Source organism: Polynucleobacter sp. JS-JIR-II-c23 (assembly GCF_035011225.1).
GTDB lineage: Bacteria > Pseudomonadota > Gammaproteobacteria > Burkholderiales > Burkholderiaceae > Polynucleobacter.
The window spans coordinates 1,669,319-1,683,358 of the sequence record NZ_JAYGQT010000001.1 but is presented as its reverse complement, the minus strand read 5'-3'; the positions used below and the strand labels follow the sequence as shown (position 1 = coordinate 1,683,358).

Genomic DNA, 14,040 nt, shown 5'->3' with positions numbered 1-14,040 from the left:
AACTCAGCAAAATATATGCGTTACCAATCTACTCGTGGCAATAGTCCACAACAATCCTTCTTAGAAATTTTGTTGGGTGGATTGGCGCCTGATGGCGGCTTGTATTTACCTACTCAATACCCGCAAGTCACTGCAGCGCAACTAGATTCTTGGCGTGGCTTGTCATATGCAGATCTCGCTTATGAAGTATTGAGTCTGTATTGCGACGATATTCCCGAAGCAGATTTGCGTGCAATCTTGCGTAAAACGTATACCGAGCAGGTCTACTGCAATGGCCGTGCACAAGATGACGCTAAAGACATCACGCCTTTGCATTGGCTTGGCGAAGAGCAGGGAGCACGCATTGGGCTATTGAGTCTTTCAAATGGCCCAACGTTGGCTTTTAAAGACATGGCTATGCAATTGCTGGGTAATCTTTTTGAGTACGCCTTAAAGAAAAAAGGGCAGCAGCTCAATATTTTGGGTGCTACTTCTGGTGATACGGGTAGTGCTGCTGAGTATGCAATGCGTGGTAAAGAGGGTGTGAAAGTATTTATGCTGTCACCGCGTGGCAAGATGAGCGCCTTTCAGTCGGCGCAAATGTATTCCTTGCAAGACCCCAATATTTTTAACTTAGCAGTAGCTGGCGTCTTCGATGACTGCCAGGATATTGTTAAGGCAGTCAGCAATGACCATGCCTTTAAAGCGAAGAACCAAATTGGTACAGTGAACTCTATTAATTGGGGTCGTGTTGTGGCTCAGGTGGTGTACTACTTCCAAGGCCATCTATTGGCTACTAAGTCCAGCTCTGAAAAAGTCTCATTCACGGTGCCTTCCGGCAACTTCGGTAATGTCTGTGCTGGCCATATCGCCCGCATGATGGGTTTACCTATCGAGCATCTTATTGTTGCCACCAACGAAAATAATGTGTTGGATGAATTCTTCTCCACAGGCGTTTATCGTGCCCGCAAGTCCGCTGAGACATTGCATACTTCCAGCCCTTCGATGGACATCTCTAAAGCTAGTAACTTCGAGCGCTTCGTATTTGATTTCATGGGTCAAGATGGTAAAGCGACTGCTGCTATGTTTAAGCAGGTTGATGAAGCGGGTGGGTTTGATATCTCGAAAGAATCCATCTTTAAAGAGCTTGGTAAATACGGGTTCCAATCTGGTCGTAGCACGCATGAGAATCGCCTAGAAACGATTCGTGATATTGACAAGCGCTACGGTGTAATGATTGATACCCATACCGCTGATGGCGTAAAAGTGGCTCGTGAGCATTTGCAAGCCGGAATCCCGATGATCGTGCTCGAGACAGCGCTCCCCATAAAGTTCGAAGAAACGATTGAAATTGCTTTAGGCCGACCAGCTGAATGCCCACCAGCATTTAAAGATATCAAATCAAAGCCACAGCGCGTAGAGAATATCGATGCCGATGTAAATCAAGTTAAAGCTTTTATTACTAAACATCTAAGTTAATTTTTAACCTAGAAAATTCAGGCATTAAAAATAATCTTATGACAAAGCCACCAATGTTGACTGCGCAGCAGGCTTTAGATCATTTACTCTCGCATGCTCAAACTGTTGGTGAGAGTGAGAAGGTTGCCATGCAGGCTGCATTGGGCCGAGTGCTCGCTGAAAACGTCAATAGCCTAGTGGATGTACCTCCGCTCGATAACACTGCGATGGATGGATATGCGGTTCGCTCTGCTGATACCGCCACTCCAGGGAAAACACTCAAGATTGCTCAACGTATTCCGGCTGGATCGATGGGAGCCCCGTTGGAGTCCGGCACTACTGCCAGAATTTTTACGGGAGCCCCTGTGCCTCCAGGTGCTGATGCAGTCGTGATGCAAGAGGATTGTTCGCTAGAGGGTGAAGGCGGTCAAGTGATTATCAATATTACTCCAACAGCAGGTCAGTGGATTCGTCGCAAAGGCGAAGATCTCACGGCTGGAAAAACTGCTCTCACTGCAGGTGTTTTCTTGCGCCCACAGGAGTTGGGTGTGGCTGCTTCAGCAGGTTTGACTCACTTAAGCGTTAAACGTCGCGTTAAGGTGGCTGCCTTTTTTACGGGTGACGAGTTAGCTCTTCCGGGCGAGCCTCTAAAGCCAGGTGGCATTTACAACTCGAATCGAGATACCTTGTTGGCTTGCCTAAAATCCTTGGGATGCGATGCGACTGATTTAGGTATTGTCCCGGATCGCCTGGATGCGACACGTGATGCATTGCGTAAAGCTAGCAAAGATCACGATTTAATCATCACTTCTGGTGGTGTATCGGTTGGCGAAGAAGACCACATCAAGCCTGCAGTGACAGCTGAAGGAAGATTAGATTTATGGCAGATCGCTATCAAGCCTGGTAAGCCGCTCGCCTTTGGTGCGGTACGTAAATCAGATGACCCTAAAGATGGTGAGGCCTGGTTTATTGGTTTGCCAGGCAATCCTGTATCCAGCTTTGTCACCTTCTTGTTATTTGTACGCCCTTTTATTCTCAAATTGCAGGGACGCGAAGCCAGGCTTCCACAGTCCTACTTCATGCGAGCAGATTTTGATTGGTTGAAAGCTGATCGACGCAATGAGTTCTTACGCGTCAAATTGAATAGCAATGGGGGGCTTGATTTATTTCCTAATCAAAGCTCTGGCGTTCTCACTAGTGCTTCCTGGGGTGATGGCTTGGTGGATTGTCCGCCAAATCAGCCAATTAAAGCTGGTGATCTGGTGAAGTACATCCCTTTTGATGCGCTCCTCAAATAATCGGTTTACGATTAGTTTATGAAACTCGAATTACGATTCTTTGCCTCACTACGTGAAGCGCTTGGTGTCTCGCAAGAGAGCGTTACCATCCCGGTAACAGTAAAAACCATTGCTGATCTTAGGGTTCATCTGATAGGGCGCGGTAATCCTTGGGCCGAAGTATTGGCAGATGGCAAAGTATTGCGTTGCGCCTTAAACCAGCATATGGTTGATGCAAATACAGCATTGCAAGATAGTGCTGAAGTAGCTTTCTTTCCTCCGGTAACTGGGGGCTGATATGTCAATCAAAATCCAAGAGAGCGATTTTGATGTCAGTGCAGAAATATCGGTATTGCGTAAAGGTGATCCGCGAGTAGGTGCGGTAGTTTCTTTCTTGGGTACTGTACGGGATATGAATGACGGTAGCCAAGTAAAGGGTATGACGCTTGAGCATTACCCCGGTATGACTGAAAAAGCACTCCAAGAAATTCTGGATCAAGCTAAAGCGCGATGGGATATTTTCCAAACGCTAGTGATTCATCGTGTTGGGCCTTTGTTGCCCGAAGATCAAATCGTATTAGTGGCTGTTACCAGCGCACATCGCGGTGAGGCCTTCTCTGCCTGTGAATTCATCATGGACTACCTCAAGACTGCAGCCCCCTTCTGGAAAAAAGAAGATACCCCCGAAGGTTCTCGCTGGGTTGATGCCCGCGTGACTGATGAAGCGGCGCTATCTAAATGGAAAAAGCAATGAAAAAACATATAAGGAGAAACCTCTTTATTTGCCTATCAATAATGCTTATAGGCGGACTATCTGGTTGCGGTGCTGGTGATGGTGTGCAAGCGCAATCAACCCCATCCACTTTAGCAACCAAAGATCTTTCTGCTTTTGTGGATACCTATTGGTACGTGCCTACAGATTATTTGTTGGCCTATGCCTATAGTTCTTCCGGAAATCCAAAAACTAGCGCGGTCAACGATCAGACTATTTGGCATATCACTTCTGTAAATCAGGGGTTTTTATTGGGCTGCTCTTTTGCTAGCACTAACAATGGTGCCACTTGGTCTGCATCAACAATAGTCGGGTCCGTAACAGCCAATAATTCAGTGTCTATTGGTTTTTATGGGTCATCTCTAACCGTTGGCTCTGGGCAGTTAACTACATCTAGCGGCCAACCTGTATTTTTGATGCAGATGTCAACCGGCAATGGAGCAGCTGGCCTTACACACTGGGCTTATATGTTGCCTGTAACCTCATCTAATCCTGCCTGGTCCAGTTTGCCTGGTACCAATAGTGTGAGCGTTCCTACGGCAACTGCTTCGGGGTGCTAGATCAAAATTCGTTTTATATAAGCGGTCTCCTATTTGAAAAGATGAGCCACCTCCAGGGGTGGCTTTTTCTTTATTGGTGCATCCAGCAGCATCAAAATAAGCGCTTCTGCACCATCTTAGGGAATTCCTTAGTAATTACCCGCCAATTTAGATCAAAATGCATGTACAAAAGTATTTAGAAATTTTGATTCAATAACAAACCGGAGATTCGTATGACTTCAGCTGTAATGGGTGCGGAAAGCACCAGTAAGAACCCCCTAAAGTCGAAGTGGGTTCAATTGGCTTTAGGTGTCATTTGTATGATGTCCATTTCTAGTCCGCAATATGTATGGGCTTTATTTACCAAGCCAATCATGGGCCAACTTGGCGTTACTTTGACAGAGCTGCAAATCACATTTTCGATCCTGATTGTGTTGCAGACTTTCTTCTCGCCGTTTCAGGGTTACTTGGTTGATAAATTTGGCCCTCGTCTTTTGTTGTCCATTGGTACTATTCTGACGGGCGCAAGCTGGGTTCTGTCGGCTAACCTTACTACCGTATCCAATCTCTACCTCACCTACGGTGTGTTAGGCGGCTTGGGTACCGGCATTGTTTACATCGGCGTTGTTGGTTTGATGGTTCGCTGGTTTCCAAATAATCGTGGATTTGCTGTGGGCATGGTTGCTGCTGGTTATGGCATCGGTGCATTGCTAACTACTTTCCCAATTTCTACTAGTTTGACTGAGACCGGTATTCAGGGCACGTTGACATTCTTTGGTTACATCATTGGCGCTGTTGGTTTATTGGCTGCACAAGGTATTCGTGTGCCGCACGCTGACCGCGTGCAAACAGCCGATCAAAAAGAGGCCGCTGCATCGGGAGTTGCACCAAAGACAATGTTAAAGACACCAGTTTTTTGGCTCATGTTTTTGATGATGTCCATGATGTCTACATCAGGGTTGATGGTGATCTCTCAAATGGGTGCATTTGCAAAAGACTTTGGTATTACATCAGCCATGGTTTTTGGTATGGCCGCCTTGCCTTTGGCTTTAACAATTGATCGTGTTACTAACGGTTTAACTCGACCAATCTTTGGTTGGGTATCTGATCGTATCGGACGTGAATACACTATGACGATTGCTTTTGGTTTAGAGGCAGTTGCTATGTTTGCTTGGGTAATGACACGTTCAGATCCTGTCATGTTCGTATTGCTCTCAGGCATTGTGTTCTTTGGTTGGGGTGAGATTTTCTCTTTATTCCCATCTACTTTGACTGATACGTTTGGTCAAAAGCACGCCACTACAAACTATGGTTTCTTGTATATGGCTCAAGGCGTTGGTTCCATTATCGGCGCTCCAGTTGCAGCCTATATTCATGGTGTGACTGAAAGCTGGATACCTGTATTTGCCATCATGATCGTATTGGATGCTACTGCAGCCATCCTGGCATTCTTCGTACTACGCCCAATGCGTGCTAAGTATATGAAGACACTTGCTGCATAAGTTGTAAAAACCTGTATAGAAAAAAGGCTACCAATTCGGTAGCCTTTTTTAATGTCACAAGATAATGATTCAGAACTAGAACGAGCTCACCGCGCCATCGCTTCTAGGATCCCATCCCCCTTGCAATATTCCAGACGGATCACGAATAATGCAACCTGCATGACCAACGGTTTCATCAAAGGCGTCTAGCATTTCAATTTCATGGCCTAAAGCATGAAGTTCTTTTGCGACTTCTGTACCAAAGCGGGATTCTAGTTTTAAGCTATCACTCGTTTGTCCCCAGGTGCGACCAAGCAACCAGCGTGGGCGACTGATAGCGTCTTGCGGATTAAGGCCATAAGTTGCTGTACGGGTAAATACTGCGCACTGGGTTTGAGGTTGACCATCTCCACCCATCGTTCCATAAACCATTGAGCGACCATCTTTAAATAAAGCCATCGCTGGGTTAAGGGTGTGAAAAGGCTTACGATACGGCTCAAGGTGATTGAGTGTGTTTGGGTCGAGAGAAAAACTGCAGCCGCGGTTTTGCCAGTTGACACCTGAGGTGGGGAGGACGATGCCAGCGCCAAACTCATGATAGATGCTTTGAATGAAGGAAACGCAATTACCATCACCGTCAATGACGCCCATCCAAATGGTATCTGCAGGGCCTTTACCTTGACCCCATGGAAGCGCTTTATTAGGGTCAATATTCTTGGCTAACTTTTTAAGGAATGCAGGGTCCAAGAATGATTGCGCATTCTTTGTCATGTACGCGGGGTCTGTTACAAATTGATCGCGAATCTTAAATGCTTGCTTGGTGGCTTCAACGCAGTGATGAACGTATTCCGGACTATCCACTTTGAAGCGTTTTAAGTTCAGTTGATCTAGGATACCGATAATCATCAACGAGACAACGCCTTGTGTGGGTGGCGTCATGTTGTAGACATTGCCCGTACTATGTTTGAGCTCAAGAGGGTCTATGAGTTTTGCCTTGTGACGGTGTAGGTCATTTAATCTCAGCGGACTTCCCAGCTCGGCAAGTTCTTTTGCTAGTGATTCAGCGAGTTCCCCGCGGTAGTAATCATTTGTACCTTTTTTGGCAATTTGACGTAAGGTTTTGGCAAGACGTTCTTGCTTAAAGATACTGCCGACGGCGGGCGCTTTGCCATTCACTAAAAAAGTCTCTGCGAAGCCTGGGATTGGACTTAGCTCTTGGCGCTTCTTTTCTGTGAGGCTTGACTGGCTGAAGGTAACCGGTGTCCCGGCCTCTGCATAGTGAATCGCATCAGCTAATAGGCGTGAAAGTGGGAGTTTGCCGCCTAGTCCTTGCTTGGAAAGTTGGTGTGCTGCACCCCAGCCAGAAATGGTGCCGGCAACCGTATTGGCTGCTACAGCACCGCGAAATGGAATGGCTTTGGTAATACCACGTTCTGCGTACCATTGCTTTGTTGCTAAACCAGCGGCTGCGCCACAGGCATCGATTCCGCCCATAGCTTTACCTGGGGAGTGAATCACCCAGAAGGAGTCGCCGCCTATGGAGTTCATATGAGGGTAGACCACTGCAATAGTTGCAGCAGCAGCCACCATTGCTTCTAAGGCGTTGCCACCTTCTCGTAAAACAGCTAAAGCAGATTCTGATGCTAGAGAGTGTGGCGCTACCGCCATTCCTCTGGTTCCCCATTTTGGTTGCATGATTATTGTCCGGTTAAATGATAGGTTTTGTTATGGCTATATTGTATTGCTGGCCAAAATATTGTTCAGACTATCTATGCCCAATTTTGGTTGATATGGTGCGTATTACTTTGTGGTGATCTCAAAAAATGCTAGCTTTTCAGACCTCGGTAGACGTTTTAAGCGGAGCTCCGCTTTAGAGGCTTCAGAACGGTCGGGGTGTTCTTGTGTTGCTAAGAGGACAACTGGACTGCGTGATCTTGTATAACGAGCGCCTTGCCCCGAATTATGGGCGTCTAGGCGATGCTCTAAACGATTGGTAATGCCGGCATAGTAGGTGCCATCTGCACACTCAAGTAGGTATACAAGCCAGGTCAAAATAGATCAAATTTGGGTTAAAAGTGCGTTGGATGCTTGAAATTATCATTAATGCCCTTATATTCTATAGATAGATATATGGAGTGCAAAAATGAGAATAGATAAATTAACAACCAAGTTTCAGGAGGCCTTAAGTGAGGCCCAAAGCATCGCTTTAGCCAAAGATAATCAATATATTGAACCTGTCCACGTATTACTGGCAATGTTGCGTGATTCTGATGGTGGCGCCAAGAGTTTATTGACCCGAGCAGGGGTGAATGTCTCTGGTTTGGAAAAAGGCGTAGAGAAGATCATTGGCAATCTCCCTGAAGTGCAAGGCACCGGCGGAGAAGTGCAGGTCGGCCGTGATTTAAGTAACTGGCTCAACCTATGTGAAAAAGAAGCCAATAAGCGCAGTGATCAATTTATTGCAGGCGAATTGTTCTTGCTTGTAGTGGCTGATGATAAAGGCGAGCTCGGTAAAGTGGCTCGTGAAAATGGATTAAATCGTAAATCGTTAGAAGCGGCTATTGATTTAGTGCGCGGAGGAGAATCAGTGAATAGTGCAGATGCTGAAGGCCAACGTGAAGCCTTAAAGAAATACACAGTGGATTTAACTGAGCGTGCTCGTATGGGTAAACTCGATCCAGTAATAGGTCGCGATGATGAGATTCGTCGCACCATTCAAATTTTGCAGCGTCGTGGCAAAAACAATCCGGTGCTCATTGGAGAGCCTGGGGTAGGTAAGACCGCTATCGTTGAAGGCTTAGCGCAGCGCATCGTCAATGGTGAAGTTCCTGAGACCTTGAAAAATAAGCGTGTCTTGGTCTTGGATATGGCTTTGTTATTAGCTGGTGCCAAGTATCGCGGTGAATTCGAAGAGCGTCTCAAGGCTGTTCTGAGTGATGTCGCCAAAGATGAAGGTCAAACCATTATCTTTATCGACGAGATTCATACGATGGTTGGTGCAGGCAAGGGAGAGGGCGCGATGGATGCCGGCAATATGCTCAAGCCCGCCTTGGCTCGTGGTGAATTACATTGCATTGGTGCAACTACCTTAGATGAATATCGTAAGTACATCGAAAAAGATCCAGCGCTGGAACGTCGTTTCCAAAAAGTGATGGTGGAAGAGCCTACCGTCGAGGCAACTATTGCCATCTTGCGAGGCCTTAAAGAGCGCTATGAACTACATCATGGTATCGAAATTACTGATCCAGCTATTGTTGCGGCTGCTGAGTTATCGCATCGCTACATTACGGATCGTTTCTTGCCAGATAAGGCGATCGACCTAATTGACGAAGCGGGTTCGCGCATTCGGATGGAGATTGATTCTAAGCCTGAGGTGATGGATAGGCTGGAGCGTCGTCTGATTCAATTAAAGATTGAGCGCGAAGCGGTTAAGAAGGAGAAGGACGATGCTTCGCAAAAACGCCTAGGTCTCATTGAGGATGAAATTAAACGTCTAGGCGCTGAATATGCTGATTTAGAAGAGGTTTGGAAAGCGGAGAAGGGCGCTGTATTAGGCGCAGCTCAGCTGAAAGAGGAGATTGAGAAAGTAAGGGTAGATATTGCAAAGTTACAACGCGATGGCAAGTTGGAAAAAGTTGCGGAGTTGCAGTATGGTAAGTTGCCTGAGCTTGAGGCTAAGTTGAAGTCTGCTGCTGCAGCCGAAGCTAAGGGTGATAAAGATGGCGTAGTGAAGAACAAGTTACTTCGCACCCAAGTTGGCGCCGAAGAAATTGCTGAAGTGGTTTCTCGTGCGACAGGTATTCCGGTATCGAAGATGATGCAGGGCGAACGCGATAAATTACTCAAGATGGAAGAGTTGTTGCATAAGCGTGTGGTTGGTCAAGAGGAGGCGATTCGTGCGGTATCAGATGCTATCCGTCGTTCCCGTGCTGGTTTGGCTGAAGAGAATCGTCCTTATGGATCCTTCTTATTCCTTGGGCCTACAGGGGTCGGTAAAACCGAGCTCTGTAAAGCGCTGGCCGGCTTCTTATTTGATAGCGAAGATCACCTCATTCGTATTGATATGAGTGAGTTTATGGAGAAGCATAGCGTTGCGCGTTTAATCGGCGCGCCTCCTGGTTACGTTGGCTACGAAGAGGGTGGTTATTTAACCGAGCAAGTTCGTCGTCATCCATATAGCGTGATCTTGTTTGATGAAATCGAAAAAGCGCATCCAGACGTATTCAATGTGCTCTTACAGGTGCTTGATGATGGTCGCTTGACAGATGGTCAAGGTCGCACCGTGGACTTCAAGAATACCGTCATCGTCATGACCAGCAATATTGGTTCGCATTTAATTCAGTCAATGGTGGATAAGAAGCAAGCAGAAATTAAAGAAGCGGTATTTGAAGAGCTAAAGAATCATTTCCGCCCTGAGTTCTTAAACCGTATTGATGAAATCGTAGTGTTCCATGGTCTAGACAAGGGCAATATTGCGAGTATTGCGAAGATCTTGCTGAAGAACTTGTCAGATCGTTTGGCAAAAGTGGATATGCAGCTTGAGGTCAGTGATGCAGCCTTGAATAAGATTGCCGAGGTGGGTTTTGATCCAGTCTTTGGAGCAAGGCCACTTAAGCGGGCGATTCAGCAGCATATTGAAAACCCAGTATCTAAGATGATTTTGGAAGGTAAGTTTGGACCCATGGATGTAGTGCCTGTCGATGTTGATAAAGCCGGTGACTTTAGCTTTAGCCGTCAGGTCCATTAAGTAGTCAAAATATAGTTCAGCAGGAATATTCCTGCGCCAGTAAACTTGGTACATGACTGTTGCGCTTAGTAGGCGTGCCAGTGATGTCCGGGTTATTGGTCTCATTAGCCTAGCTCACGGCAGCTCCCATTTCTTTCATTTAGTGCTTCCTCCCATGTTCCCATGGTTGAAGGATGCTTTTGCATTGAGTTATGCCGAACTCGGTTTACTCATGTCGGTCTTCTTTGTTGTGTCTTGTGTAGCTCAGGCTACATCTGGTTTTTTAGTGGACCGTATTGGAGCTCGGCCAGTTTTATTTAGCGGCATAAGCATGCTTGTCATTGCAGCACTGGTGTATTCCCAAAGTAATGGTTATGCCATGCTCTTATTGGGGGCGGTCATTGCTGGTTGCGGTAACGGTATTTTTCATCCTGTTGACTACACACTCATCAATCACAAGGTGTCGCCACCCAATCTTCCATATGCCTATTCAATGCATGGTGTCACAGGGTACTTGGGGTGGGCAGCTGCGCCAGCCTTCATGGTGGCGATTGCTCAATTGGCCGATTGGCGTATTGCATTCTTATCTGCAGTACTACTGGAGGTTTGTGTCTTAGCGATTCTTTGGATCAATAGAAATTATCTTTTAGACAATGTTAAAGAGCGTCATGAGAATACGCATGCAAGTACTCAGGCTGCTAATCCTGGCATTGCTCAGGAGAGCCCATTCGCATTCTTGAGGTTGCCAGCTGTTTGGTTATGTTGGGCCTTCTTTTTCTTCAGTATGGCCTCCACCTCGAGCTTACAATCTTTTGCGCCAAGTGCACTTTTTAGTATTTATGAAGTTCCTTTAAATGTAGGTAGTTACTACATTACGCTTTTGGCATTGGGGAGTGCTGGAGGAGTTTTATTTGGGGGCTACTTGGCGGCAAAGTTGCAGGCACCAGAAAGAATTGTCTCCATATGCCTCTCTATTACGGTAGTAATGTGCTTGCTGTTATCTACAGGATTCATTTCAATTGATCTCATTCCTATCATCTTCTTTGCGCTGGGATTCGGGTATGGAGTGGTGGCACCTTCGCGAGATCTATTGGTGAAAAAGGCAACACCTCAAGGCGTAGCTGGACGCGTATATGGAATCGTCTATTCAGGAATTGATTTGGGTGCCGCAGTTGGCCCATTTATTTTTGGCTTCTTTATGGATGTTGGATTGCCAAAGGCGCTATTTCTTGGGATTGTCGTGTTCCAGCTCATGATTATTCCAACTGTCTTTAAGGTAACCTCAAAGAATCGGCAAGCAGCTTAAACTAGAGCCGCTTTAATCCTTTTTGCAAATTCAACCGCATGCGGATTATCACCATGAATGCATAAGGTGTCGGCCTGGAGTTTGATTTCACTGCCATCAATCCCGATGACCTTGCCATTCTTTGACATGCTAATCACTTGATTAAGTGCTTCCGCTTCATCTTCAATTACTGCACCCGCTTGAGTGCGCGGGACCAGAAAGCCTTCTTTGGTGTATCTGCGATCCGCGAATACCTCTTGCCAGACCGGAACATTTAGCTCTTTGGCAGCATCGATCAAGCAACTGCCTGCAAGGCCGTACAAAATAACTTCGGACCCTAAATCTTTTACAGCCTGTGCAATACCTCGTGCGAGTTTGATGTCTTTAGCTGCCTGGTTATATAGAGCTCCATGCGGTTTGACATGATGAAGCTTATTTCCAATTGCATCCACAAAAGCTTTTAATGCGCCAGCCTGGTAAAGAACATAATTGTAGGCATCTTGTTCTGATATGGCCATCTCACGTCGCCCAAAGCCTTCTAGATCTGGAAGGCCTGGATGTGCGCCAATATGAACCCCTTTTTTACTTGCCATTTCAACTAACTTTTTCATACGCGCTGGATCGCCAGCGTGCCACCCGCAGGCAATATTGGTCGATGTAATGTAGTCAAGCAATAACGCGTCATTGCCCATATCCCAGGCGCCAAAGCCTTCGCCCATATCGCTATTAATATCCATTACGAATTTCCACTGGTTTGAATAATTGTTTGAATTGAGTTAATTGTTGATTCTTCTAACTTTAATGCTTCTGCATTTAAACGGTCTGCCTCTTCAATATCTATTGGAATAAATCGTATTTTTGAGCCGGGTTTAACTTGTGCCAATTTAATGAGGTTGGAATGAATTACCTCGGCTAAGCGTGGGTATCCGCCAGTGGTTTGGTGCTCTGCAAGCATCACAATAGGTTCATGTGAGGGTGGAAATTGCACAGTTCCAAAAGTAATCGCTTGTGATGGAATATTAGGCAAATTCTTTTTAACCTTAAACTCGCCTTGTAGACGTAGACCCATACGATTGCTTTGGTTGCTCACAGTCCAAACGGTCGACCAAAATAACTCTCGCTCTTTAATCGATAAAAAGGGTAGGTGAGGCCCTGCCAAGCAATAGATTGGCGTGATTGCTGCCAATGGCGTGAAAGGTGACTTGATATGCCATTTTGCGAAACATGGCAAAGCATCTTCTTTAAGGAGTGACTTTAAGAAAGGCGACTGCAAAGGTGATTGGGGGTTGATGAGCGATAAGAGCTGCCCCTTTTCAAGGCGTTTTGGTCCCATATCAGCGCTGATGTGTGAGCCTGAGCGGCCCAAGATTTTAGGTAATTGCAGCCCGCCACCAATAGCCAAAAGCGCTCGAAACCCAGGATTAAGCGGCGAAAATTTGAGCACGCTGCCTTTTGCCAACCATACGGGTCTATTGCCTGGGATGCGTTGATCATCAACAATGCCGTCACAGTGTGCGCCAACCCAGGCTACACAAGTTGCTTGATGAAAGAGGAGGCTTGGACCGCTGGAGGTTATCTCTATGGCGGCCATGTCTACTGAGTTGCCTACCAAAGCATTTGCTAGATGAAGAGATGATAAGTCGCAGGCTCCACCAGGACCAACCGCCCAATGAGAAAGGCCAGATCTTGGCTCATCCTGAATAGTGCTAAAGGTTCCAGACTGTAATACTTCAATCGATGCTTTGTTATTAACCTTATCTAATGCGTGAATAATTTCTTGGTGAGCGTTCTTTTGATCTTGTTTGTAAAACTCATCCAATGTAATTTCTTCAATCTGCATTTGATCTCCAGCCATAAATAATCCTGGTGGTTGATTTTGGATGTCAAACATTTGATTGGGTGAGCGACCAATTAGATTCCATCCACCTGGCGTGGTTCGAGGGTAAATTGCAGTTTGTAATTCTGCAATCGCAACGCTACCTTTTGGGACTGCTGGTCGAGGAGAGGGTAGGCGAGGTAGGCGTAACTTAGGGTCAAGGCCACTAAAGTATGCAAACCCAGGCATAAAGCCCAGAATATCTGCCGTATAAAGATTTTTCTTATGAAGATGAATTGTCTCTTCAATAGACAGTTGGCAGGCCTTAGCAATGGCGTGTAGATCTAACGCAACATCAGGGTGATAACAAACTTGAATCCGGTGAATCTTAGCCGGATAAGTTGAGCGCTTCTTTTGTTTTGCCAGCTGATGCTGAATTTTCTCTAGTTCTGCAAATGCTTGTTGACGCGTTAGATTTGGTCCTTCATGCGTATATTGCAATTGGATGACCAGCGAATCTAGACCAGGAACGATTTCAGCGGCCCATAAGGGTTTGTTGGCTAACAGTAGCTTGCTTAGCTCATGAATATCTTTTAAGGCATCTGATGATTTGGAGAAATCAATCAATATGCTGTGGTCGCCAATTAGTGTGCAATGCATCATGATGGAGTCTTAGGGGTTTTCTCTAGTATGTGCTTTAGCGGGAA

The 14,040-nt window shown here is 46.1% G+C and carries 12 protein-coding genes; 8 read left to right on the top strand and 4 right to left on the bottom strand.

Annotated features, from left to right (window positions below):
* Positions 1–15 precede the first annotated feature (15 nt).
* The 6 genes from thrC to oxlT all read left to right on the top strand — a co-directional run bounded on the left by thrC (position 16) and on the right by oxlT (position 5,527).
* Positions 16–1,458, top strand: a complete 1,443-nt coding sequence (gene thrC / locus VC159_RS08530; protein WP_323473319.1) for a threonine synthase — start codon at positions 16–18, stop codon at positions 1,456–1,458.
* A 38-nt stretch (positions 1,459–1,496) separates the two neighbouring features.
* On the top strand, positions 1,497–2,735 hold the full coding sequence (gene glp, locus VC159_RS08525; RefSeq protein WP_323473318.1) for a gephyrin-like molybdotransferase Glp: 1,239 nt from the start codon (positions 1,497–1,499) through the stop codon (positions 2,733–2,735).
* 18 nt (positions 2,736–2,753) lie between these two features.
* Complete coding sequence (moaD, locus tag VC159_RS08520; RefSeq protein ID WP_323473317.1) at positions 2,754–3,011, top strand: molybdopterin converting factor subunit 1; 258 nt, start codon at positions 2,754–2,756, stop codon at positions 3,009–3,011.
* A gap of 1 nt (position 3,012) precedes the next feature.
* Positions 3,013–3,468: a molybdopterin synthase catalytic subunit MoaE gene (gene moaE / locus VC159_RS08515; RefSeq protein WP_323473316.1), complete on the top strand. Its 456-nt coding sequence runs from the start codon at positions 3,013–3,015 to the stop codon at positions 3,466–3,468.
* A gap of 41 nt (positions 3,469–3,509) precedes the next feature.
* On the top strand, positions 3,510–4,046 hold the full coding sequence (locus VC159_RS08510; RefSeq protein WP_323473315.1) for a hypothetical protein: 537 nt from the start codon (positions 3,510–3,512) through the stop codon (positions 4,044–4,046).
* A 212-nt stretch (positions 4,047–4,258) separates the two neighbouring features.
* A complete protein-coding gene (gene oxlT / locus VC159_RS08505) occupies positions 4,259–5,527 on the top strand; it encodes an oxalate/formate MFS antiporter (protein ID WP_323473314.1) in 1,269 nt (422 codons plus the stop codon).
* A gap of 75 nt (positions 5,528–5,602) precedes the next feature.
* On the opposite strand, the gene ggt is transcribed toward oxlT, so the two are convergent.
* Entirely contained in the window at positions 5,603–7,201 is a 1,599-nt protein-coding gene (gene ggt / locus VC159_RS08500) for a gamma-glutamyltransferase (protein WP_323473313.1), read from the bottom strand.
* A gap of 105 nt (positions 7,202–7,306) precedes the next feature.
* Positions 7,307–7,558 carry a GIY-YIG nuclease family protein gene (locus VC159_RS08495; RefSeq protein WP_323473312.1) on the bottom strand — a complete coding sequence of 84 codons (252 nt, stop codon included), beginning with the start codon at positions 7,556–7,558 and terminating at the stop codon, positions 7,307–7,309.
* A 91-nt stretch (positions 7,559–7,649) separates the two neighbouring features.
* On the opposite strand from VC159_RS08495, the gene clpB reads away from it, so the two are divergent.
* Both clpB and VC159_RS08485 read left to right on the top strand, forming a co-directional pair.
* Complete coding sequence (clpB, locus tag VC159_RS08490) at positions 7,650–10,253, top strand: ATP-dependent chaperone ClpB (RefSeq protein ID WP_323473311.1); 2,604 nt, start codon at positions 7,650–7,652, stop codon at positions 10,251–10,253.
* Between the two features lie 52 nt (positions 10,254–10,305).
* Positions 10,306–11,538 (top strand): MFS transporter, encoded by a 1,233-nt coding sequence (locus tag VC159_RS08485; protein WP_323473310.1) that lies wholly within the window; start codon positions 10,306–10,308, stop codon positions 11,536–11,538.
* Here the strand turns inward: VC159_RS08485 and VC159_RS08480 are convergent.
* Together VC159_RS08480 and VC159_RS08475 are read right to left on the bottom strand one after the other, a co-directional pair.
* Positions 11,535–12,254 (bottom strand): 5-oxoprolinase subunit PxpA, encoded by a 720-nt coding sequence (locus tag VC159_RS08480; RefSeq protein WP_323473309.1) that lies wholly within the window; start codon positions 12,252–12,254, stop codon positions 11,535–11,537. The two genes, VC159_RS08485 and VC159_RS08480, sit on opposite strands and share 4 nt — an antisense overlap.
* A complete protein-coding gene (locus VC159_RS08475; RefSeq protein ID WP_323473308.1) occupies positions 12,254–13,996 on the bottom strand; it encodes an urea amidolyase family protein in 1,743 nt (580 codons plus the stop codon). Before VC159_RS08475 ends, VC159_RS08480 begins: the two co-directional genes overlap by 1 nt.
* Between the last annotated feature and the right edge of the window lie 44 nt (positions 13,997–14,040).